The 22385-nt window shown below is 68.2% G+C and carries 20 protein-coding genes and 1 pseudogene; 10 read left to right on the forward strand and 11 right to left on the reverse strand.

Translation table 11 applies throughout. The annotated features are described in order from the left end of the window. Positions 1-101: 101 nt before the first annotated feature. Positions 102-1298: a beta-ketoacyl synthase N-terminal-like domain-containing protein gene (locus LN251_RS28140; RefSeq protein WP_458246991.1), complete on the forward strand. Its 1197-nt coding sequence runs from the start codon at positions 102-104 to the stop codon at positions 1296-1298. Positions 1299-2058: 760 nt separating this feature from the next. Further along, positions 2059-2319, forward strand: coding sequence for a hypothetical protein (locus tag LN251_RS28145; RefSeq protein ID WP_458246992.1), 261 nt, complete (start codon positions 2059-2061; stop codon positions 2317-2319). 376 nt (positions 2320-2695) lie between these two features. On the opposite strand, the gene LN251_RS28150 is transcribed toward LN251_RS28145, so the two are convergent. The 9 genes from LN251_RS28150 to LN251_RS28190 all read right to left on the reverse strand — a co-directional run bounded on the left by LN251_RS28150 (position 2696) and on the right by LN251_RS28190 (position 12555). Beyond that, a complete protein-coding gene (locus LN251_RS28150; protein ID WP_458246993.1) occupies positions 2696-3346 on the reverse strand; it encodes an HAD family hydrolase in 651 nt (216 codons plus the stop codon). 46 nt (positions 3347-3392) lie between these two features. Continuing rightward, the gene (locus LN251_RS28155; protein WP_458246994.1) at positions 3393-3644 is read right to left on the reverse strand and encodes a hypothetical protein; all 252 of its coding nucleotides are present in this window, start codon (positions 3642-3644) and stop codon (positions 3393-3395) included. Positions 3645-4056: 412 nt separating this feature from the next. Beyond that, positions 4057-4899 carry an AfsR/SARP family transcriptional regulator gene (locus tag LN251_RS28160; RefSeq protein WP_458246995.1) on the reverse strand — a complete coding sequence of 281 codons (843 nt, stop codon included), beginning with the start codon at positions 4897-4899 and terminating at the stop codon, positions 4057-4059. A 709-nt stretch (positions 4900-5608) separates the two neighbouring features. Continuing rightward, the gene (locus LN251_RS28165; protein ID WP_458246996.1) at positions 5609-6121 is read right to left on the reverse strand and encodes a DoxX family protein; all 513 of its coding nucleotides are present in this window, start codon (positions 6119-6121) and stop codon (positions 5609-5611) included. A 279-nt stretch (positions 6122-6400) separates the two neighbouring features. Next, positions 6401-7264 (reverse strand): alpha/beta fold hydrolase, encoded by an 864-nt coding sequence (locus LN251_RS28170; RefSeq protein WP_458246997.1) that lies wholly within the window; start codon positions 7262-7264, stop codon positions 6401-6403. A 77-nt stretch (positions 7265-7341) separates the two neighbouring features. After that, positions 7342-8055 (reverse strand): ABC transporter ATP-binding protein, encoded by a 714-nt coding sequence (locus LN251_RS28175; RefSeq protein WP_458246998.1) that lies wholly within the window; start codon positions 8053-8055, stop codon positions 7342-7344. 229 nt (positions 8056-8284) lie between these two features. After that, a complete protein-coding gene (locus LN251_RS28180) occupies positions 8285-9088 on the reverse strand; it encodes an ABC transporter ATP-binding protein (protein WP_458246999.1) in 804 nt (267 codons plus the stop codon). After that, the gene (locus LN251_RS28185) at positions 9085-11133 is read right to left on the reverse strand and encodes a branched-chain amino acid ABC transporter permease (protein ID WP_458247000.1); all 2049 of its coding nucleotides are present in this window, start codon (positions 11131-11133) and stop codon (positions 9085-9087) included. Before LN251_RS28185 ends, LN251_RS28180 begins: the two co-directional genes overlap by 4 nt. A gap of 108 nt (positions 11134-11241) precedes the next feature. After that, positions 11242-12555 carry an ABC transporter substrate-binding protein gene (locus LN251_RS28190; protein WP_458247001.1) on the reverse strand — a complete coding sequence of 438 codons (1314 nt, stop codon included), beginning with the start codon at positions 12553-12555 and terminating at the stop codon, positions 11242-11244. A gap of 416 nt (positions 12556-12971) precedes the next feature. On the opposite strand from LN251_RS28190, the gene LN251_RS28195 reads away from it, so the two are divergent. The 8 genes and pseudogenes from LN251_RS28195 to LN251_RS28230 all read left to right on the forward strand — a co-directional run bounded on the left by LN251_RS28195 (position 12972) and on the right by LN251_RS28230 (position 19579). Next, positions 12972-13619 (forward strand): hypothetical protein, encoded by a 648-nt coding sequence (locus LN251_RS28195; RefSeq protein ID WP_458247002.1) that lies wholly within the window; start codon positions 12972-12974, stop codon positions 13617-13619. A gap of 516 nt (positions 13620-14135) precedes the next feature. After that, a pseudogene (locus LN251_RS28200) lies at positions 14136-15183 on the forward strand (transposase). A 32-nt stretch (positions 15184-15215) separates the two neighbouring features. Then, complete coding sequence (locus LN251_RS28205; RefSeq protein WP_458247003.1) at positions 15216-15797, forward strand: hypothetical protein; 582 nt, start codon at positions 15216-15218, stop codon at positions 15795-15797. A gap of 226 nt (positions 15798-16023) precedes the next feature. Further along, complete coding sequence (locus LN251_RS28210; RefSeq protein ID WP_458247004.1) at positions 16024-17091, forward strand: ISL3 family transposase; 1068 nt, start codon at positions 16024-16026, stop codon at positions 17089-17091. A gap of 63 nt (positions 17092-17154) precedes the next feature. Next, complete coding sequence (locus LN251_RS28215) at positions 17155-17595, forward strand: transposase (protein ID WP_458247005.1); 441 nt, start codon at positions 17155-17157, stop codon at positions 17593-17595. A gap of 68 nt (positions 17596-17663) precedes the next feature. Beyond that, positions 17664-18098: a hypothetical protein gene (locus tag LN251_RS28220; RefSeq protein ID WP_458247006.1), complete on the forward strand. Its 435-nt coding sequence runs from the start codon at positions 17664-17666 to the stop codon at positions 18096-18098. Between the two features lie 208 nt (positions 18099-18306). Beyond that, entirely contained in the window at positions 18307-18612 is a 306-nt protein-coding gene (locus LN251_RS28225; RefSeq protein ID WP_385245692.1) for a barstar family protein, read from the forward strand. A gap of 382 nt (positions 18613-18994) precedes the next feature. After that, positions 18995-19579, forward strand: a complete 585-nt coding sequence (locus LN251_RS28230; RefSeq protein WP_458247007.1) for a GNAT family N-acetyltransferase — start codon at positions 18995-18997, stop codon at positions 19577-19579. A gap of 275 nt (positions 19580-19854) precedes the next feature. Here the strand turns inward: LN251_RS28230 and LN251_RS28235 are convergent, their stop codons facing one another. Continuing rightward, positions 19855-20937: a DUF4241 domain-containing protein gene (locus tag LN251_RS28235; RefSeq protein ID WP_458247008.1), complete on the reverse strand. Its 1083-nt coding sequence runs from the start codon at positions 20935-20937 to the stop codon at positions 19855-19857. A gap of 820 nt (positions 20938-21757) precedes the next feature. Continuing rightward, entirely contained in the window at positions 21758-22384 is a 627-nt protein-coding gene (locus LN251_RS28240; RefSeq protein WP_458247009.1) for a ScbR family autoregulator-binding transcription factor, read from the reverse strand. Position 22385 lies beyond the last annotated feature (1 nt).

The raw sequence follows: 22385 nt of genomic DNA on the forward strand, positions 1-22385 counted from the left end.
CGGGCGGCGCGGGCGGCGCGGGCGGCGCGGGCGGCGCGGGCGGCGGCGCGGAGACAGCCCGCGGCCCGGCACCGGTCGCGGGCGGCGGGCGGCACCGGCGAGTGGTGGTCACCGGGATCGGGGTGGCCGCGCCCAACGGGCTGGGCGTGGACGCCTGGTGGCAGGCACTGCTGGCCGGCCGCAGCGGCATCGGCCCCATCACCCGCTTCGACCCCTCCCCCTACCCCGTCAAGATCGCCGGCGAGCTGCCCGGCTTCGTCGACGAAGAGCACATCCCCAGCCGGCTGCTGCCCCAGACCGACCGGATCACCCGCATCGCGATGATGGCCGCCCAGGAGGCCCTCACCGACGCCGGCGCCGACCTGGACACACTCCCGCCCTACAGCGCCGGAGTGATCACCGCCAGCAGCGCCGGCGGCGCCGAAACCGGCCAACGCGCACTGGCCGCCCTATGGGGCCGCGGCCCGGCCCACGTCAGCGCCTACCAGCCGGCCGCCTACTTCCACGCCGCCGGCCCCGCCCAGATCGCCATCCACCACCACCTCAACGGCCCCGCCTCCACCATCATCAGCGAACAGGCCGGCGCCATCGACGCCCTCGCCCGCGCCCGACGCCGCATCCGCCACGGAGCCACCCTGATGATCACCGGCGGCATCGACTCCACCCTGTGCCCCTGGGGATGGGCAGCCCACCTCGCCGGCGGACACCTGAGCCCCACCCCCGACCCGACCCACGCCTACCGGCCCTTCGACACCCACGCCGACGGCCACCTCATCGGCGAAGGCGGCGCCCTCCTCGTCCTCGAAGACACCCACCACGCCGCCCGGCGCGGCCACGCCGGCTACGGCATCATCGCCGGCTACGCCGCCACCTTCGACGGCCCCGGCCAGCCCCGCCTGCAACAAGCCTGCGAACTCGCCCTCCACGACGCCCACATGACACCCGCCCACATCGACGTTGTCTTCGCCGACGCCGCCGCACACCCCGCAGCCGACCACACCGAAAGCACCGCCCTGACCACCCTGTTCGGCCCCCACGCCGTCCCCGTGACCGCCCCCAAAACCATGACCGGCCGCCTCGGAGCCGGCGGCGCCGCGCTCGACCTCGCCGCCGCTCTGATGGCACTACGCCACCGCATCATCCCCCCCACCACCGCCACCACCCACCCCGCCCCCACCCACCACCTCGACCTCGTCCTGAACACCCCCCGCCCCCACCCCCACCTGACCACCGCACTCGTCATCGCCCGCGGCCACGGCGGCCACAACACCGCAACCATCCTCACCACCACCCCCTAACCCCCAACCCGGCCCCAACCCGCCACCCCCAACCCCCAACCCCCAAAAGCGAGGACGCGGCACCCCACGGGCCAGGAACACGGCACCCCAGGGGCGAGAAACGCGGCATCGGCGGCGGGGCCGGGGGCAAAGCCCGACAGGAATCCGCCGCCGGAGACACCACAGCACCGACGGCAAGACCGCGCAGGGCCAGCAGGCCAGGGCCGGGACGACGGACCGACACCACGGCCCCGCCCGCCCGGAAACGAGGACCGCCCCACCAGGCACCGGCCGCCACACAACTCCCCCACCCGTCGCACCACCAGCAGCGGCCGCCAGCGCCGCGACCCCGCAGGCACGCCAAGGGCGTTCTCCAAGCGTGCGGGCCCCTCAGGCAGCGCCCCGCCCCACCACCGTCAACACCACCGGATAGCAGCGGCCGGGACGTTGCCGTGCGTCAAGGGCGGACTCAGTGAGCTTGCGCCACCGTGAAATCGAACCTCAAGAGCCGCTGTGACCGGTTGGCGCAGTGACCGTGCCGGCCCCGGGCAGGAAGCCCGCGATGAACATCACCTGAGGAGATCACCTGTCGGCTCGAGTCGAGTCGAGTCGAGTCGAGTCGAGTCGGGTCGGCTCGGGTCGGCTCGGGTCGGCTCGGGTCGAGCCGGGTCGAGCCGGGTCGGGTCGAGCCGGGTCGGGCCGGGTCGAAGCAAAACGCGATGCAGCAGCGTCGGCGGATGTGCGAGCCTCTTTCTCCCCGACGCCGGCCGAGAAGACGCTGATGACCCCCGATGACGCCCTCAAGCAGCTCAGCCACCTCGCGCGCGAGCGAGCCTTCGGCAGGCACGTCGGATCCGGCCGGCTCATCCAGGCAGGGCTCGACGCGCTCCTCGCCGACGTGGTCGAGCGCGGCGGCATGGCCGACCGCGACGAACAGTATGAGTGGCATCTCCTTGCCGCCTGGCCGATCCTCAATGCGAGCCAACGACCGCTGCCGGAAAGCGCCCACACCTGCATGCTCATGGCCTGTTGGCCGAGATAGTCCAGTGGCTCAAGCACGCGCCCTTCCCCGCAGCCGGCACTGAGATACGGACCGAGGCCCACGACGAACACATGGCCCCATCGAGTCGCCAGACGTGCCACCAGCCCCTCGAGACAGGCCTGCAGTCCGGCTTCGGCCTCACCCCAGGGCTGCCCGTCGTCGTCATCCCAAAAAGCCCGACTGCCCTGCAGTACACGCACCTGATGCTCTGGCCCACCGCCTCCGAAGGCGTCGACGTAGGTCGGCTCCGGGAACGGCTGCACGGCCGACACATCAATCGTCGAAAGGTAGTCCTCGGCGGCCATGGACACAGGCCACGGGACCGGGCAGAGACCCATGGACTGTGCCGCACCGACCGATGCCCGGCCCGGAACTCCTAGCTCGTCGCTGTGACGACGTGGTCGATCGCGGTCGCGACGTCCTCGGCGACACGGGTGGGCCGGTAGGAGTCCCGGGCCCACGTCTGTCCGTTCGACACCCACACGCTGCGAAGCCCGAGCGCGATGGCGCCGGCGATGTCGGCATGCGGGCAATCGCCGATGACCCACGCACCCGCGAGGGACGCTCCGACGGCATCCGCGGCAGCGTGGAAGATTCCCGGTTCCGGTTTCTTGCGGCCGACCGCCTCGGAGATCACCCAGCCCTGGACGAGCCGGTCAAGTCCGGTGTGACGGATCTTGGCCTCCTGTTGGGCAGTGCGGCCGTTGGTGACGATCACGCAAGTCCAGCCGCCGGCCACTGCGTTGCCCAGGGCCGCGCGGGACACGTCGGCCAGGACGACGCGATCGGCAGCGCCATGGTCGAGCAGGGCATGGACGGCTGTCGTGGGCACCGTGTCTCGGTACCGCCCGGTCAAGGCCGCGGCGACATCGCGGCGGGCGGTATAACCGCCGGCGTCGAGAGCCATCACCCACGTGAGATCGGCGTCGGGCAGGCGATGCTCGGTGAAAAATGCGGCCACCGCGTCCCGGAAGGCGGCATCGCGGTCGACCAGGGTGTTGTCGAGATCCAGCATCAGCAACGGCATGACCGGCACTAGATCACGGGCGATGACCTCGAGGCAGCTGCGTTTGTCATCCAGGGCCCACGTGGTCGGCGAGGCAGATGAGGATCGCCTCGAAGCCCTGGCCGAACCCACCGGGAAACACCACCACGGCATGAAAATCCGATGACGGCTGCGGATCACCAGCACCCACCGCGAGTGAGGGCTGACGAAGAACGTCGACCAACCGCAGAAACGTGTCCCGGCCGACCCTCGCCCCGAAAACACCGACCAGCCGGGCACCGGCACAGCCGGCCAGAGCGAGACCGGCCTCGGCCAACACCGACCGCATTCCTTCAGTCCGCCGGCTGCATCGGCGGGGCAGGCCCACCACCTGCCCGACAGCGGCCGGAAAACCACAACGCCCCGGGGGGCACGAAGACACCAGGCGGAGCGATGCCAGCGGGTACGGGCCACCAGGGCAGGCCCACCACCTGCCCGACAGCAGCCGAAACCGCAACGCCCGGGGGCACGAAGACACCAGGCGGAGCGATGCCAGCGGGTACGGGCCACCAGGGCAGGCCCACCACCTGCCCGACAGCAGCCGAAACCACAACGCCCGGGGGCACGAAGACACCAGGCGGGGCGATGTCAGCGGGTACGGGCCACCAGGGCAGGCCCACCGCCTGCCCGACAACGGCCGGGAAACCGCAACGCCCGGGGGGGACGGGGACACCGGGCAGGGCGGGGCGATGTCAGTGGGTGCGGGCCACCAGACGGCGCCCTGCCCCGCCGCCGGCGGAGGCGGGGGCGGGGGCGGTGGGGGTGTCGGGGCGGACCATGAGGATGGAGCGCTGCAGCCGGCTCAGTGCCGAGGACGGCTCCAGGCCCAGTTCGGAGACGAGAGTGGAACGCAGCCGGGTGAAGACGTCCAGTGCCTCGCCGCGCCGGCCCGAGCGGTGCAGGGCGAGCATGAACTGGCCGTGCAGACTCTCATGCATCCGGTACTGGTTGACCAGCACCGTCAACTCCGGCAGCAGTTCCCGGTGGCGGCCCAGGCGCAGATCGGCCTCGATACGCTGATCCAGCGCGCACAACCGGGCCTCCTCCAGCCGCTTGGTCTCCATCGCGATCAAAGGGCCGGCCTGGATATCGGTGAGCGCGGGCCCCCTCCACAGCGAAAGCGCATCGGCCAGCCGCCGGGCGGCACCGGCGTAGTCCTCCCCGTCCATCGCCCGATACCCGGCCCCCGCACGCCGCTCGAACTCCCGATAATCCACCCCTCCATCACGGCTCTGCAGCCGGTAACCGCCCGGCACGGTGGCCAGCACGTCCTTGGGCGTGCAGCGCTCCTGCCCACCCCGCGCCAGGGCCTGCGCCAACAGATCCCGCAACTGCAAAACATAGGTCTGCAGCGTGGTCCGCGCACTGCGCGGCGGCTCACTCCCCCACAACTCCTCCACCAAAGCAGACACCGGAACCACCTGGTCGGCATGCAACGCCAGCAGCGCCAGCACCTGCCGCGGCTTGGGCGCCGTCGGCACGACCGACACCCCGTTCTCCCCTATCGCCAGCACCCCGAGCACTTCGATGTCCACATCGTCCCCCATCCGTCCAGGCCGGAGACCCGCCCGGTACACGGCCCGAGCACTGTGGCCGCCGGCGCGTGTGCTCCGCTGCGTCTGACCCCACCAATAAAAAAACAGCACAGTCGGTTTGTCAATGGAGGTCGGACTCACGCCGCCCCCACCCAACAGAACCAGCCAACCCCCCACCGAACACCCACCCCCACCACCCACCCAAAACACCAGAAAACCCCAGACCGAACCCCCCATCCCACCCCCACCCCCACCACCCCACCCCCACAACCACGCCACCCACACCCCCACACACCAACGACCGAAAACACCCCCCACCCCCACACCAACCCCCCACCCCCACCCAACCAAACACCCAGGAAAAGCAACCAGAAGCAGACCACCCCGCCCGATCCACCAACCGACGCCCCCACCAGGCAGTCCGCTCCCTCTGGACCCGCACCGCCTGCTCGGCCGCCCTGTCAACGTCTGTCGGCGAGGGAGCCGTCAGCCGACGCGGCTCAGCGTCTTGCCGGTGGCGGGCCTGACAGCGTCGTACACCTGGCCCAAGCCGCTGATGCCATGGCCTGAGCCGGAGAAGACGTGGCCTTCCAGGTGCTGCTGTCGAGCAATGTCCTGGTGACCTGTTCTATTTGGGCAGTGTCGCGAAGGTTGTGGGTCGTGTCTCGAAGATCGTGCGATGGGGCGGTTCCCGGCCTCGATCCTGGTGTCATGACGCGGAGGACCCGGCGAGGGTCCCGTCCCTGCGGCTGTCCGTGTCACTGTCTTGCGAGGATCGCTCAAGGCCGAGTACGGCATCGGCCGCCAGCACAGCCGGGCCGGCGGCGACGATCAGCAAACAGACCGCGAGGAAAATGAAGTCGACCTCGGCTCCGCCGGCGCCGTTCGGGCCGAGGACGCCCAGGTGCCAGACGCTCAGCTTGACCCAGAACCCGGTGACCAGCATCTCCGCACACAGCAGGACAGCGACGGCCCGGGTCAGCAGTCCGGCGATCAGGAGGGCGCCGGCCGCGATCTCGAACCCGGCGATGAGCCCGCTCAGCAGGCCGGGCGCGGGCAGCCCGAGAGGCTTCAGGACGCCCTCGAAGCCGGCGATGGTGGGGGTGAACTTGTGGAGGCCGTGCAGGATGAACAGCCAGCCGGTCACGGCCCGCAGGATCAGGAGTGCGATGCCTTGCAGCGCGGCCATCCGGGACATGGTGCTGCGGTAGAAGCGGAACACGTGGGGATCTCCTTCGCGAGAGTCGGGCATGTGAGTCGGCGGACAGTCGTGCCGCGGTCGTCGGACAGACCTCGGCAGGCTTCGATCAGTCAGTGGCCTGCAGGCGCCTCGGCCTCGCCGTCGGCAGGATGACGTGGCGGGGATCAAGACCGACGCGCCGGCCGATGCTGCGATGTCCCGGTAGATCTCTCCGAATGATCGGAGACGCGAGCGGGATGGCGGTCTGGGCCACACAGATGGCCAGGCAGACGGTCAGGCAGACTGCCAGGCAGACGGCGATCAGTCGCGAGGGGACTTCAGCGCGTGGTTCATCCAGTCGAGCAGGTCGGCGGCCACCTCGTCCCGGTTGGTCTCGTTGAACAGCTCATGGCGGGCTCCCGGGTAGATGCGGTAGGTGAGGTTCCGGACCCCGGCCTGTCGGTAGCGCTCGACCAGCAGGTCGCTCAGGGCCAACTCCGCGTTGAGCGGGTCGTGATCACCGACCAGGACACAGATCGGAAGATCATGCGGGATGCCCTGAGGGTCGGCCAGCGACGCCGCCGCCACCGCCACCTCGCCCATGGCCTGGCCGTCCAGACTGAACCCGCACAGCGCGTCGGCCAAATAGGCGTCCACCGCGGCGGGGTCGCGGCTCAGCCAGTCGAATGGCGTCCGGGACGGTTCGAACGACGCGTTGAGGGCACGCAAGGGATCGACGTCTGGACTTACGGAAGACTGGGCGGCGAGCATCCTGTCGACCGCCGTGGTCCCGGCCAGGACGAGGCCGTCGATCAGGTGCGCGTGGCGCAGCACGTACTGCTGCGAGGCGAATGACCCCAGGCTGTGCCCCAGCAGCACCAGCGGCAGTCCGGGATGCAGCACCTCCCGAATGTGCTCCGACAGCGTCACCAGGTCTCCGACCAGCCGGTTCCAGCCGTCCTCACCGAGATGACCCGGTGCGGCATGCCGGGTGAGACCGTGCCCCCTGTGGTCGTTCGCGTACACGGCGAACCCCTGCTCGGTCAGCGTCTTCGCGAGTGACTCATAGCGCCCGGCGTGCTCCCCCATACCGTGCGCGATCTGTACGACCGCGCGGGGGATGTCGTCGGGCAACCAGGTGCGCACATGGATACGTATGCCATCACTGCTCTCAAGGGTGAACATCGTGCTCCAAAGAAAAAGGGCGTGGGAAAGGGACTGCTGAAGGGAGGTGGGCGGCGTCCGCTGCCTGGTCAGCCTTGTCAGTTGGTTCGCGTACCGAGGTAGTCGGCCACGATCCGTGTGTGGTCGGCGCTCAGCTCCTGCGCCGTCGCCTGCATGGTGATCTGGCCGTGTGAGAGGACGTAGCCCCGATCGGCCACCTCCAGGGCGAGTCCCACGTGTTGCTCGACGAGCACGACACCACAGGACGACTCGTCCGCGAACCGCCTGACGATGGGCAGCAGTTGTTCGACGATCACCGGCGCGAGGCCGAGGCTGAGTTCGTCCAGCAGGAGCAGTCTCGGCTTCCGTGCCAGCGCCCGCCCCATGGCCAGCATCTGCTGTTCCCCGCCCGACAGCAGGCCCGCCTTACGGTCCTTGATGCGGGACAGCACGGGGAAGTGCCGGTAGGCCGCCGCCTCGTCCAGGTGCTCACCGCGGTGTCCCAGCCGCAGGTGCTCGGTCACCGTCAGTCCGGGGAAGAGGCCGCGGCCTTCGGGGACATGGGCGATGCCGAGCCGGGCACGGGCCGCGGGCGTCAGCTTGTCCAGCGCTGACCCGGCGAAGGAGACGGTGCCGGCAGAAGGTCGCACCAGCCCCGAGATCGCCCTGAGGGTCGTACTCTTCCCGGCGCCGTTGGCTCCCAGAAGGGCGACGATCTCCCCTTCGTTGATGGTGATCGAGACGTCGCGGACAACGGGAGGACCGTCGTAGCCGGCGGCGAGGCCTTCGACCTCCAGGACAGGTGTACTCATCGCAGGACCGCCCTCTCTGCTGTCTGCGGGGTTGCAGCCGTGGTGCCTTGGTTCCGGTGTGCGCTGGTCGTCGACCGTGCGTGTGTCCCCCGGCGGTTCCCCGCCTCACCAGGCACCCTCGTACCGGGGGGCTTCTCCGCTCCCGGGCGGGAACCACCGCGCGGCCGTCGTGCGGTCTCGGCGTCCACCCGGCCGGACCGCCCCGGGCGTCGACGACAGCCCTGGAACGTCATGGCGTCTCCTGGGCAACGCCGATGGGCCGGGACTCGTCCTCGGCGGAGTAGGCGGGACCGTCGGCCGACGCACCGAGATAGGCGGCGATGACGACAGGATCGTTGCGGACCTGCTCCGGGGGCCCCGCGGCGATGACCTTGCCGAACTCCAGGACCACGACGTGATCGCAGACTCCCATGATCAGCCCCATGTCGTGGTCGATCAGCAGGAGCGCGGTGCCCGCGTCGGCGACGGCACGCAGTCGCCGACCGAGCGCCATGCTCTCCGTGGTGTCCAACCCCGCCGCGGGTTCGTCGAGACAGATGACACGAGGTCGGCCCGCCAGGGCTCGCGCCACGCCTACGAGCTTGCGCTGCCCTTGGGAGAGTTCCTCGGCCGAGGCGTTCGCCAGGTCGTCCAGGCCCAGGGCAGCGAGGGCATCGGCCACGGCCGGGTGCGGTGCGCGGCGGCGGCCGAGGGAATCGCCGAGTTGGGTGCGCCAGGTGGGACGCTCGGCGCTGACCTGGAGGTTCTCCGCGACGCTGAGGTCTTCGAAGAGTTCGTTGCTCTGGAAGGTACGGGCGAGTCCGCAGCGTACCCGCGCGTGAGATGACAGCGAGCTCAGGTCCTTGCCGTCGAGGGCTATCAGCCCCCGGGCGGGCGTGAGACCGCTGACGGCATCGACGAAGGTCGTCTTCCCGGCACCGTTGGGGCCGATCAGTCCCACCAACTGGCCTTCACCGACGTCCATACTCACATCGGTCAGTGCGCTCACTCCGCCGTAACGGACGGATACCTTCTCGACCGACAGCAGCGTCATGGTGTGACCTCCTCGGTGTCGGTGGCGATCCGTGCAAGGCGCTGCCCGGAGGACACTCCGGCACCGGCCGCGACCGACCTCATCGCCGGGATCGCTGCCGCGAGCACGCTGGAGGACTTGGTACGCGCGCTCCGGCGGGCCGCTTTCCGGCGGTGTACGGCGCCGGCGATCCCGTCCGGGTTGCCGATGAGGGTGACGATCAAGGAGACGCCGCCGAACAGCAGCGCCCAAGTCCCCTTGATGCCGAACCACTTGTCCAGGGCGTGGGGAACGAGGGCCTCGGTCGACATCAGTCCCGCGATGACGGCGCCGGAGACCATGGTGATGCCGCCGATGTAGGCGAACCCGATCAGGCCGAGAGCGGCGAGCGCGGTGAACCGGGCCGCGCTGACGGACCCGAAGTTGTAGGCGTACAGCGTGCCGGCGACGCTGGCGATGAATGAGCTGATGGCGAACGCCGCGATCTTCACGGCGCGTACGTCGACTCCGGCGGCGGCCGCCGCGCGTTCGTTGGAGCGGACGGCGAGCATCCGTCGGCCCAGGCCGGTGCGCCGCAGATTCGCGACGTACACGCCCAGGAGCACGGCGACCAGCAGCACGAGGAAGCCGAACACCGGGCTGGGCTCGTTTCCGTCCAGGCCGCGGAAGCCTGCGCTGGGTCCGAGGTTCACCCCGAACAGGCGCGGCGGCGGTGCGGAGACTCCCGCGGTGCCGCCGAACGAGGTGTTGGTGAACAGCGCCTGTTCCATGGCGAGTGCCGACGCCAGGGTCACCACGGCCAGCGCGACTCCGCGCACTCGCAGGGCGGAGATGCCCGAGAGGACGCCGAGCAGAGTGGCCGGCACGGTCGCCGCCAGCGTGTCCAATGGGAAGGGGACACCCGCCCCGGCCGCCAGATGCGACAGGGTGAACCCGGCCGTGCCCGAGAGGGCGAGTTGCATGACGGAGATTTGTCCCACGTAGCCGGTGATGACGACGTACGACAGAACGATGATCATGCCGATGAGCGAGTTCGTCAGCGCCTGGCGGAAGTCGAACGGCAGTATCACCAGGGCGATCGCCGCGGTAGCCGCTGCGATCAGGGCCGGGCGCAGCAGCCGCTCGGGCAGGGGCACGGCCGGCAGCCGTCGTTCGACCAGGTCGCCGCGCCTGGGCAGACCGGCGCCACGCGTGTACAGGGCGACGACCATGAGGGCGAAGATCAGGAGTTGCTGGAGACCCGGCATGGCGTTGCCGTTGTCGGTCGGGAACCAGCTCAGGGTCGACAGGTAGTACACCACCGACTGCAACACCCCGATGAGGATGCCCGCGCAACAGGCGATCCACAGTGAGGTGAAGCCTGCGAAGAGCGCGGCCGCGAGAGCTGGTACGACCTGCAGCGGCAACGTCACCGAGTCGACCTGGATGATGGGCGCGGCCAGGACACCGAGCAGGCCGGCGACGAGGCTGGACAGCAGTGTGTTGGCGAGGCCGAGGCCGTCCGGTGACAGTCCCGCCAGCATGGCGGCCTGCTGGTTCTCGGAGGCCGCGCGGGTGGCCAGGCCGAACCGGGTCCACCGGTACGCGGCGCCGAGACCCACGGCCACGAGGACGACCAGCCCGGTCAGGATGAACCGGTCGAGGGGGGTGGCCACACCCAGAACGGTGACGGGATCGGTCGGCAGTACGCTCGCCGCACGCTGCGGCTGGGTGCCGAACACCAGCAGCACCGTGGCCTGCAGGGTGAGCAGGATGCCCAGGGATGCCGCGAGTTTGGCCAGGGGGGACGCCGTACGCAGGGGCTTGAAGACGGCGACCTCGGTGAGCACTCCCACCGCGAGGGCGGCCACGAGAGCCCCGGCCACCGCGGGCGCGATCGGCAGGGAGAACCCGAAGAAGCCGGAGTTGAGCGACCAGAAGGCGTAGCCGGAGACCATGGCGACGGCGCCGGTGGAGAGGTTGATGATGCCCGAGCCGCGGTAGGTCACCACCACACCGAGCGCGATGCCGGCGATCAGCGCTCCTTGACCCAGGCCGAGCAGGGCGAAGAGAAGAATCTGTTCCATACGTCACTCCCGGATACCCCGCTCCGGAGAAGGTGCCGTCAACGCGCACGGGCTCGGGAGCGGGAGGGGTCCGGCCCCTGGTGGGGCCGGTCGGACTGTTCGGGGCTACTACTTCGGCTGGCGAATCCAGTCGGTCAGGGGCTGGAAGCGGCCCTTGCCCTTGTACGCGTAGAACCTCGCCTGGTCGTTGCAGACCGCCGGCGCGTCCTGGTACTTGCCGCACTTGACCTCGGCGGCGCCCATGGCGACCGGCCCGGTGAACTTCTTCAGCTGCGCGGTGACCGTCGCCGGGGAGATCTTGTCGGCGCCGACGGAGTTCAGGACCTTGGCGTAGGTGAGGACGGTGCTCCAGGCCACCGGCGCGAAGACCTGGGAAGCGGTGGCCTTGTTCAGACCCACCTGCGCGGACGCGCTGAGGAACGCCTTGGAGTCCAGTGCCGAGGTATCGGTGGGGAGGGTCTGTGCGATGCCGTAGGTCCACTGGGGGAGGTCTCCGCCGAGGCCCTGGGCGACGTCCGGGGACATGCACAGCGGAGTGGCGACCACCAGCTTCTTGACGCCCAGCTGCTGCAGCGCCTTGGCGACTCCGACGCATCCCGAGCCGGTCGTGATGGGTACGACCATGTCGGCGGTGTTGGCCCCGGCAGCCGTGACCGGACCAATCAGGTCGGTGGCCTGCGCGTCGAAGCCGACCGACTTGACCGTGATCCCGGCGGCCTTCAGACCCTTCACCGCCGCACTGGAGGCGATCTTGTCGCCAGGCGTGTTGGTGTGGAGAACCGCCGCGGTCTTTGTTTTGAGGACATCACGTGCGTACGTGCCCCAGGTGCCGAAGATGTGCGGCAGGTCACCGAACGTGCTGTAGGTGTTCTTTGCCGTGGCCAGCGAGGGCCCGGTCGCGACACCGACCAGCACCGGCTTCCGCCCTGCCACCACGGAGTTGAAGGAGGAGTCCCCCAGGTACAGGTTGCCGACGGCGATGGCCGAGACGGTCTTGTCACCGAGAAGCTGCTGACCGCACTTCTGGCCCTCCTCCTCGGCGGAGACCACCGTGCACACCACCAGGTTCAGGGGGTGACCACCTATCCCGCCGAGCTTGTCGTTGATGTAACGGACCGCCGCCTGTGCGCCCAGGGTCGCTTCGGGACTGCCGCCGGGGCCGCCCTCCACGTTGACCCAACCCAGACCGATCGGCGCCAGTTTGGAGTCGGCCTTGCCCTTCTTGCCGCCGGTGTAGCCGGCGTAGTCGGTGACGACGGCGGTCGACGGACGGTTGTCGGACGTCGCGGAGGCGGCTCCTGACGAATCCTCTTGCGAGGTCGAGGCGGACGTACTCGATCCGCTGCATCCCGCGACGGCGACCAAGGGCGCCACGAGGGTCGAGACGAGAGCGAGCCTTCGGGATCGCGACGTTGCGAACATGCGAAAACCTCCGAAATAGGACACCGCAGACCATTGATCGGCGCAGGCGGAATCACAGAGCTGGGCGGAGAGAGAAAGGGCGGCTCACTGCCCGCGACATAGCGGCAGGCCAAGGATCAGGCCAGGTCAGAGCCGTGCAGACGTCAGCCAGGTGAGGCCTTCGTGTTTCGTAACTTTCTTACGAGTCGGGAATCTAGGTGTAGGCTTACGACCTGTCAACGCCCCAGACGCGCCGAATTCACAGGGCCCTAGGCCAAGGGGGATCAACACCATGACGGTGGAAGCCGGGAGGCGCAGGCTCCCGAAGCGCTCGCTCGAGGAGACCCGAGCCCTGATGCTGGAGGCGGCCACACGCCTCGTCTGCGCAGGCACGGCCGATAGCAGCGAGGGCCGCGGTCACCGCCGCCCTGGCTCACGTGCGGGTCAAGCAAGTCACCGAGGAGGCCACCCGCATCGTCCGGGACCGCCTGAGGGACGAGAAGGCTCCGGCGGTCACCACGGGATCGATCTACCAGATCTGGCCGGCGCAGTCCGACTTCCAGGCGGAACTACTGTTCCACCTCACCTCGCGGCAGGCCGAACTGGTCCCCAGCCTCGACGAGAGCATCCGGATCTTCCAAGCGGCCACCAGGAGCGGCACCAGCTGGCAGGACGTGCTCAACGAGGTCCTCACCGCCAACCACGAACACCACCGCACAGACCCGATCTACCGCGTGATGCTCGGGTTCTACGCCAGTGCCGCCAATCCTCGCGTCCGTGAGGCTCTGGCACACTACGGCGACTCGTTCAACGAAGCAGCCATCCAGGCTTACCAGTTCCTGCTCGACACCTTCGACCTACGCATGCGTGCCCCCTACACGGTCGAGAACCTCGCCACCACCATCGCGGCGCTGCTGGACGGCTTCCACATACGGTGGATCGCCGGCCGGGACGGCCTGCAGGACCCCTTGGGAGACGCGGACTGGTCGCTGGCGACGCGCGCCGCTGTCATGATCTTCGATCAGTTCACGGAGAGCGCGAAGCCGGTAGATCCGCCGGAGCCTGAAGAGAGCGGGGCCCTCTGACCAGGGGCTGATCTGTCAATTAGGACTCGACGGCCAGGCGCAACGGTCTCCGGCCTCTCTGGTCGACGCGATCGAGGCGACGTCAACTGCCAAGGCAGTCGAGGCCTTTCAGGTCGGTGCAGAAGTCGACGTGTCATGCGACAGGCCAGAGGACCTGCACAGCCGCAGCGTGAACTCGGTGTGCTCGCAGCGGCCAGGGAGTTGCCGGAAGTCGTCCGCCAGCATGCGCGTACGCAGCAGCGTCACGGCGGTGCGTGCGACGGCGAATCAATGCGGATCGACCGTGGTCAAGCATGGTGAGGCGAACCAGGGCCTCGATGTCGCCGAAACCCACCAGGGCCACTTCCTCCGGCACGGAGACACCGTTGCGTTCCAGGAGCGTCAGCGCACCGACGCCGCTTTGAGCTTGCGGATCGACCAGTGGGATGGTGTCCTACCAAGTGGTGTAACAGCGATCTCGGCATAGCCCCTGGTCATGGGGCGGCCACCGCGCAACTCTCCGAGTAGCGAGGCTCGTTGAGAGAGGCGACACGATGGGCCTTGTCCCAGCATGACTTACTTCGGCTGAGGCAGTCACTGCGTACGGCGGACGGAATTGAGTTGGTCCGGGTTCTGGCCCAGCGGATCCTGCAGGAGCTGATCGAGGCGGAGGCCATCGCGCACATCGGTGCCGCGCCCGGTGAGCACAGCGAGACGCGCACGACGATGCGCAACGGGCACCGAGGGAAGGTGCTGACCACGCAGGGCCGCGGATCTGGACCTGGCGATCCCCAAGGTCCGCACCGGCTCGGTCTTCCCCAGCCTGCTGGAACGCCGGCGCCGCATCGACGAGGCCCTCTATGCAGTCATCATGGAGGCATACGTGCACGGGGTGTCCACCCGCAGCGTGGACGACCTGGTCAAGGCCCTGGGCGGCGACACCGGAATCTCCAAGTCCGAAGTCTCCCGGACCTACGGCGCCTTGGACGCCGAGCTGTCGGTGTTCCGCACCCGGCCCCTGGACCACACCCGCTTCCCCTACATCTACCTCGACGCGACCTACCGCAAGGCCAGGGTCGCCTGGAAGCGCCGGGAGGAGATCGTTCCCTTGGGCTGCAGGGGCAGCTACGGCCGGGTCAGCGCCTACCTGCGAGAGAAGCGCACCTCGCCACGGCCGATCACCGCGCAACCGCCGGCACCTCGCGTGGTGACGAGATGGATCCTCAGCCGACCCGAGACGCTGACCGAGATCGAACAGCTCCAGCTCAAGGCCGTCCTGGCCAGCTGCCCCGAACTCGATGCCCTGACCGGTCACGTCCGGTCCCTCGCCGAGATGGTCACCGAGCGCCAGGGCGAACGGCTCCCGCAGTGGCTTGACGCAGTCCGTCAGGATGACCTGCCCAGCCTCCACACTTTCGCGGCCGGAATCGACCGAGACCGCGACGCGGTCATCGCCGGACTCACGCTGCCCTGGAACTCCGGCGTCGTCGAAGGACACGTCAACCGGATCAAGATACTCAAGCGCCAGATGTTCGGCCGGGCCGGCTTTGCACTGCTCCGCAAGCGAGTCCTGTTGGCTCACTGATCGATGTCAGATGCGCGCGATAGCTTCCCGACATGGGTGTCTATCTGGTGAGCGTCGGCGCGGAGGAATGGTTCAGTGACGAGGAGGACGGATGGGGTGAAGTTGCTGCGGCGCTCAATGCCGAACTCAGGCGACGGGGCCTGCCGTCCTACGAGGACGTCCCCCCAGAGACAGACTTCGCACCTGGCTCAGGGCAAGCCTTCGAGGAGAAGCTGACCCCCTCTATGACCGGGTTCCTCGACTTGTGTCAGAAGCACCTGTCGCGAGAGGAATCGGAGATCCTCTGCGGCTGGACCGTGATCGTGCCCTTCTCACTCGATGAGGAGATCTGGTTGCCCATCGATTCCGTCGACCACGAGTCCATGGTGGCAGGCGCTCCGCAGGTACTACCGCTCGCCGAGAAGTTGGCGGCAGCCATCGACCTGCCAGCCGAAACCCCCGCAACATGCGACAACCTCGACCTGAGCATGTGGTTCAGGCACCAAGCAAAGGATCTGGCCACTACTCGAACAGGACCGTGGACCAAGGACCTTGACACGGCCTTCTACGTCGCACTTTTCCTGCGCGCTGCCCAGCACTCGATCCGACGCGGCTGCCCCATCGTCTGCACCTGAGACCCATCTTCGTTCCGCTGGTCTCCCAGCGGAGATCACTCACCGTGCACGCGTCACGGAAAGCGAGCCAGAACCGATCTTGGCTCTGGTCCACTTCTTGTGGTGGCGTACGCAGCGTGATTATTGATCTCTGGGCGATGCGGGTCGAGGTCGCCCGAAAATCGCCCAGCCGACAAGCGGCAGGGTCGACAGTGCTACGCCGTGAACAAGGTACGGCCGCAGCGGGATGAGCTGCTGTTCTCCTCGATGGAGGGCGTGTTCGTGGAATCCGTCGAGGTGTCCGACACGGTCGTCCGTGTCGCGGCCCGCACGACTGCCAGCCGGGCTGGCATGCCCGCGGTGCGGGTGCTGGTCGGACCGAATACACGGCTCCTACCTGCGGTTCCCTCGTGATCTGCCAGCGGTCGGCAAGTTCGTTGTGGTGTCGTTACGGGTGCGTCGCTTCGTCTGCGTGGAGGAGTCTTGCTCGCGGAGGACATTTGCCGAGCAGGTGCCCGGGCTGACCCGCCGGTTCGGTCGTCGGACCGAGCGGCTGCGATCAATGTTGCTCTCGGTCGGCCTTGCCCTTGCCGGCAGGGCCGGCGCCCGTATGACGGACGTCTTGGCGGCACCGGTCAGCCGGAACACTCTGCTGCGGCTGATCGTCTCGCTGCCCGTTCCTCCGGTCACGGTGCCCCGCGTGGTCGGCGTGGATGAATACGCCCAGCGCAAGGGACGTATCTACGGGACTGTGCTCGTCGACGTCGAGACACGTCGCCCGATCGATCTCCTGCCGGACCGGGAGGCGGACACGCTTGCCGCCTGGTTGGCCAAACGGCCCGGCATCGAGATCGTCTGCCGCGACCGTGCCCCTTTCTTCGCCGAGGGCGCGACCCGTGGCGCCCCACAGGCCATTCAAATTGCGGACCGGTGGCACCTCTGGCACAACCTGGGCGAAGCCGCCGAGAAGTGCGTCTACCGGCACCGCGGTTGCCTGCGCCCCGCGCCAGAACTGCTTGAGGAGCACGCGGAGGAGGCGGAGTCGGCCGCGACGTCGCCCTGGCCCACAGGCCACCGGTTCGCCGAACGCACCCGCGCCAAGCACGCCACCATCCACGCGCTTCTGGACGCCGGCCACAGCAAGCGGTCCGTCGCCCGGCAGCTCGGCATGACGCTCAACACGATCCTGCGCTTCTCGCGCGCCACCACGCCGGAAGAGTTGTTCACCGGGCAGTGGCAAAGCCGCGCGACCAAGCTCGACGCCTACAAGCCCTACCTAGCCCAGCGCTGGCAGGAAGGCTGCACCAACGCCTGAAAACTGTGGGAGGAGATCAGAGAGCAGGGCTACCCGGACGGCTACGGAAACGTCCGGAGCTACGTGAGCAGGACTCTGCGCGGCAAACCCCAGCCGGTCGGGCCCCGGCCGCCCTCGGCCCGCGCCGTGACCCGCTGGGTCCTGACCCACCCGGACGCACTGGTCGAAAGCGACCGGATCCAGCTCAAGGCTGTGCTGGTCAACTGCCCCGAGCTGGATGTCCTCGCCAAGCACGTGCGGGCCTTCGCCCACATGGTCACCGACCTTCGAGGCGACCAACTGCCAGAGTGGATCGAATCAGCCAGAGCCTCTGCCGACTTGCCCAGTCTCAGCCGGTTCGCTCACCACCTCGAACGCGACCTTGACGCCGTCGTCGCAGGGCTCTCCCAACCGTGGAACTCCGGCGTCGTGGAAGGTCATGTCAACCGGATCAAGATGCTCAAGCGCCAGATGTTCGGCCGCGAAGGATTCGAGCTCCTCCGCAAGCGCGTCCTGCTGGCGTGAGCGAGAGCCTTCAGAGCTCGTCTGCGGAGACTCTGCCTTAGCCTGCGATCGGCGCATAGGATGCTGCCGTGAGCAGCGCGAACGTGCACGCAGACCGATTCCTCGGGGAATTCAGGGAGTTGGAGCATGGCCGCACCGACGGGCCCTCGCTGAGGGACTGCATGCAAAGAAAGGGTGCGGCCTATGAAACGGACCTCATTCGCTACCTGCGTGCTGGCTCGGTGCTGGCCGCGACCACCTCACGGGTCCATGACGTCCTCAGCGCTAGGAACGAGCTGATCGGCGGCCTGCGTCTCCTCACTGACGGTGAGTGGTTCTGGTACACGGATCTGGCGTACTACGTCGAGCACTACCACGTGCCCCTCGGCGCACAATTCGTTGATCACGCACGCGGGCGCAGGTGGACACCACCTCAGCTGAGCGACGCCGAGCTCGTCCGGATTGCCGACACTTTCTTCCCGGACGACGGCACTGCACCCGTCTTTGTTGACGGTGGACAATAGAGAGGATTGAGGACGCTCAGTACCGGGGCCGCTCGACCCTTCATGGGGGTTGTGATTTCAGCCGACGGGCTTCTACCGCCGTCACACTAAAGGCGGCCCTCACGCTGCGTACACGTCCACAAGAAGTGGACCAGAGCCCATTCTCCTTCCCGTGGACATAGCACCTTTGGGGCTGGTGCCTCGGAAGAGGCCCAAATACTCTGTCGTGATGGCCAAGAGGATTGAGTCGGAACTGGTGGTTGACCTACGAGGTAGGCCGATCGAGACGCTTGATGATTTCTGGGACGCCGTGGCTGAGCCTTGCGGACTACCGGATTGGTTCGGTCGGAACACGGAAGCCTGGCGGGACACCATCCAGGTGCGGGGCATCTCCGAGGTCATCGATAGCTATGACGTCCTGGTCGTGCACGTGGACAAACGAGGGGTCTTCGCTGCCCGGAACCGTGAGGCCCGAGCACTGCGAAGCGCCTTCGCGGGCAAGCAGTCGCGTTTGGTCGTGCACGAACTGCTCTGATCACCGCGTCGAGCGCGACCACTGCAGAACGGCTGCCACGTGCATAGCGGTCTCCTAGGTCAGGGCAAGTTCTCCGTGCGCCTAGCGGTCGGCTTCAGGCCGGCACCATCAGCTTCAGGCCGGCACCATCAGCTTCAGGCCGGCACCATCAGCTTCAGGCTGGCCCCATCAGTGCAGGTAGGCGCTGTCGGTAGTTCAGCAGAGATGCGCTCGTTTATCGACGCGGCATATCGGAGTGCCCCGATTCAGGGCCGTGCCCGCGCCTCCGAGGAGGCGATCTCCTCCCGTTCTCATCCACCCCTTACTTCCCCTCGCCAGTCATCAGCCACAGTCAGCACGAAAACCCGGATCAGCCGCAGGTGCGGGTGCTAGCGTCCCTCGCATGGCCGAACTGATCGCTCCCACCGCACGGCTGCATGCCTCGTGGCTCAGCGCGTGCCAGGAGTGGCAGCCCGGTGCGCACCAGGACGGAAGCGGCCTGCGTCTGGCCACCCACGACGACCTCGACACTCTGTACGGGTTTGCCTCGTGGACAGAGAGGCTGCGCGAGCAGTCAGACCGCTCGCGGCCCGTCGGAGAAGGACGCGTCCACGCCACCCACTGGTGGATCGTCGACGGCGAAACCTATCTCGGTGCCATCGACCTTCGGCACTACCTCAACGCCTTTCTCCTCGAAGGCGGCGGACACATCGGCTACAGCATCCGCCCGTCCGCCAGACAGCGCGGACTGGCAACCTGGGCCTTGGGAGCGGTTCTGCTCAAGGCCCCCGCGCTCGGCCTGGACCGCGTCCTTCTCACCTGTGACGACGACAACGCCGCTTCGGCGCGCACCATCGAACGCAACGGTGGCATCCTGCAGGACGTGCGCCACACCGAGATCGGAGTCAAGCGCCGCTACTGGATCGCCCTCGACAACTCCGGCCGCGACCACCCACCCAGGGCGGTGGCGGGGACGGGCCCCTCCTGACGCGCCGGCTGGGCGGGCGCGTGGGGCCGGTTGAGCACGCGACGGTCCGGCAGAGGCGGCTCCCACGGCGCCGGTGGAGGCGGACCGAGCAAGACTGCCCACACCACGGGGCAGCCCTAGCGGCCCCAGTCCGGATCTTATAGACCATGCCGTTGAACCCGGCGACCCACCCGTGGAGGTCCAGGATATGAGCCGAGCGAGAAAAATCCCCCTCCTGGTCGGTGAGTTGAAAACGGACCGAGCAGGAGCCCCTCCCGGCGATAATCGGTGGCTCCCTACTCTTGCCCGTCCGAGGCATGAAGCCGGAAGTCGACCAGGACGCAAGCAACCTGTCCATCATCGGTGCGGCCGATCCAGACGGGATAGGCCCCATCGCCCCGGCCGGCACGGAAGGCGATCAAGTTCGACTCCGGCGCCGTGCCAGACAGCTCGACAGTGAAGCGACTTTCGAGAGGTATGAAGAGGTCCTCGTCCAACTTGTCTTCGATCACCGTCCGAGTGGCGTCCATGAACGCCACTGCGCCGGTATCGACGCCGACCCCGTAGAACGCACCCTCGCCAAGCAGCCCCAAGTCCTCATCGGGCCGGAGGGCCATTTCCCACTCACAGGGCGGAGTATCCAAGAACGTCACCCTGGCCGCAGCGACGTTGACCCCACGTGTCGTGCGCAAAAGCGACAGCGTGACGGGGAACTCGCCCGACGGTACAGCGACGGTCCTCGGGTCCTTGATCCAGCCGGGGTCAGAGACCGTCAGTTGCCCCGACGTGATCCCCAGCGAACCGGCCTCCGCGAGCTCGACAACGGCCGCCCCATCCTGAGTGTCGCGTGCCCCTGGACTGAACAGTTGGCCGATCGCGGTGGGGCGCAGTGGTCCGGTCCCTTCGTCCTCCGGTCCGTCGCTCAGGATCACGGAAGCGGCGGGCTCGTGCCCCTGCTGGGCAAGAAGCGACACGAATACCAGCCAGTCGCCGAATTCGGGTGCGGGGTAGAGGAAGTCCTCGACCTGCACCAGGAAGCGCCGCACTGCCGACGGGTCGGATGATCCAGCGTGAAGCGGCTCAGTCGACGCCCCCGTCGGCCTGGCGAACTCGGACTTCACCTCGGCCTTCCCGTCGGCTGAGACGGTCGTAGTCTCCTGAACAGCCCACTTGGAGGACGAGTACTCCTGCTCGTTGTGGAACTGCCAGCGAGTATTCCGGTGTGCGAGCAACATACCTGTGCTGTGCGGGGTGAGATCGATCATCTGCATGCGCCAGGACCTGTCGTCGAACAGATATAGCCGCCACATCCGGCGCGGCCAGTATTCCACCAGTGCCAGCGGTCGTTCCCGCGAGGACAGCAGAACCGCATAATCCATCCCGGCAACGTGTCTGCGAGACGCGACCTCGCGCGACATAGGTTCCGGGTGAGTCGTCCCTTGCAGGGGACCCCACATTTCGCCGTACGACACATCAAGCCTGTCAAAGATCACAGCCGCGCATCTCTCCGTGATATCAGCCGCCCCCGAGCAGCGGCGCTCGACCTACGTGCCCCGGCCACGACGCCCTGCTCTTTCGGGCTTCATTGCGCCGCCAGTCTTCCAGCCAGGTGAGACACACAGGGCGGCAGGATGCCGTGTTCCCTCCCGCTCCGCCCGAAGCGCTGCGCCGCGCCGCGCCGAAATCCGTGTCAGATGGTGGCTTGCGTAGGAACCGACACGGTGCCGTCGCGTGCGGTAACCGACAAGATCGCTGCCGGGCTGAGGTTGCGCGGCTGGACGGGGGCTGGGCATTACCGGGAGCCGCGGGGCCCGGCCAAGATTTCATGTTCCACCGTCTCTGGTGGGATCTGAACGTCGCGGTGGGATCGGTCTCGAAGGAGCAGTCGGTAGCCGGGCTGCCGCCGAAGCAAAGGGCACGGCCTTGGACTTCACGGGCGTAGCGTTATACGGGATCAGGCGCGACTGCCCGACCGCACCTTCCCCGTCGTCCTGACCTGCGTCGGCCGGACAGTCTTGTGCGTGAGCCCCGTCTTCAAGCAGGGCACGCAGGGGCGCCGTGTCGGGTGTGTCGGCGACGGCCCGCGTCGAGGGCGTCGTCCATGCCCTTCTCCCACGCCTCGGGTGCACGACCCGGGCCGACGATGTGGCCCGGCCGTGCCGAGCGGGGGGACGGGTCGGGCCAGGTCGGGGGTGGGGGTCAGGGGTGGTGGGCTGGTCGGGTGGTATTCAGGCCGGCGATGACCGTCCGGGAGGCGATGACGGGCAGCAGCAGGCGCCAGAACCCGGCGATGGTGGCGGCCGACAGCCAGGCTGCATCACGGGCGCCGAGGACCTCAAACCCGACGGTCGCGGCGACTACTGCCTCACTGACCCGGCCGGCCGCCACCTGATCCAGCTCCCCGCGCGCCAGGCTTCGGCCGACCTGCTGCTCCACCCACTCGCGCCAGCGGGCGCGCAGGTCGGTGTGGGGGGTGCGGGTGACCTCTCCACTGAGGGCGAACCCCGCCCGCAGCACCACCTCTTGACGTAGGGCCTGGGCCAGCAGGTGGGTGACGTCGATGAGGTGCTGCAGATGACCCGGCCCGCGCGAGGACGGTCCCGGGGTGTGGGTGAGGGTGTGCAGGATGTCCGCCGCGGCCTCTTCGACCGCGGCGGCCAGCGCCGCCTTGCTGGCGAAGTGGAAGTGCAGCGCCCCGCTGCTCACCCCGGCCCGCGCACTGATCTTCGTCAGCGACGCAACCTGGAACCCCTCCTCATCAAAGGCCCCGGCCGCCGCCGTGATCAGTGCCTGCCGGGTGCGCAGCGCACGTTCCTGCTTGACCATC

It is taken from the genome of Streptomyces sp. MAI_2237 (genome assembly GCF_054189285.1).

Coding starts and splice junctions, on each gene's coding strand:
- LN251_RS28185 (WP_458247000.1), bottom strand. CDS start 11,133: ATGGAACAGATTCTTCTCTTCGCCCTGCTCGGCCTGGGTCAAGGAGCG.
- LN251_RS28150 (WP_458246993.1), bottom strand. CDS start 3,346: ATGCCGTTGCTGATGCTGGATCTCGACAACACCCTGGTCGACCGCGAT.
- LN251_RS28175 (WP_458246998.1), bottom strand. CDS start 8,055: ATGAGTACACCTGTCCTGGAGGTCGAAGGCCTCGCCGCCGGCTACGAC.
- LN251_RS28145 (WP_458246992.1), top strand. CDS start 2,059: ATGACCCCCGATGACGCCCTCAAGCAGCTCAGCCACCTCGCGCGCGAG.
- LN251_RS28170 (WP_458246997.1), bottom strand. CDS start 7,264: ATGTTCACCCTTGAGAGCAGTGATGGCATACGTATCCATGTGCGCACC.
- LN251_RS28240 (WP_458247009.1), bottom strand. CDS start 22,384: ATGGTCAAGCAGGAACGTGCGCTGCGCACCCGGCAGGCACTGATCACG.
- LN251_RS28205 (WP_458247003.1), top strand. CDS start 15,216: ATGGGTGTCTATCTGGTGAGCGTCGGCGCGGAGGAATGGTTCAGTGAC.
- LN251_RS28230 (WP_458247007.1), top strand. CDS start 18,995: ATGGCCGAACTGATCGCTCCCACCGCACGGCTGCATGCCTCGTGGCTC.
- LN251_RS28190 (WP_458247001.1), bottom strand. CDS start 12,555: ATGTTCGCAACGTCGCGATCCCGAAGGCTCGCTCTCGTCTCGACCCTC.
- LN251_RS28180 (WP_458246999.1), bottom strand. CDS start 9,088: ATGACGCTGCTGTCGGTCGAGAAGGTATCCGTCCGTTACGGCGGAGTG.
- LN251_RS28210 (WP_458247004.1), top strand. CDS start 16,024: ATGAGCTGCTGTTCTCCTCGATGGAGGGCGTGTTCGTGGAATCCGTCG.
- LN251_RS28235 (WP_458247008.1), bottom strand. CDS start 20,937: ATGGATTATGCGGTTCTGCTGTCCTCGCGGGAACGACCGCTGGCACTG.
- LN251_RS28225 (WP_385245692.1), top strand. CDS start 18,307: ATGGCCAAGAGGATTGAGTCGGAACTGGTGGTTGACCTACGAGGTAGG.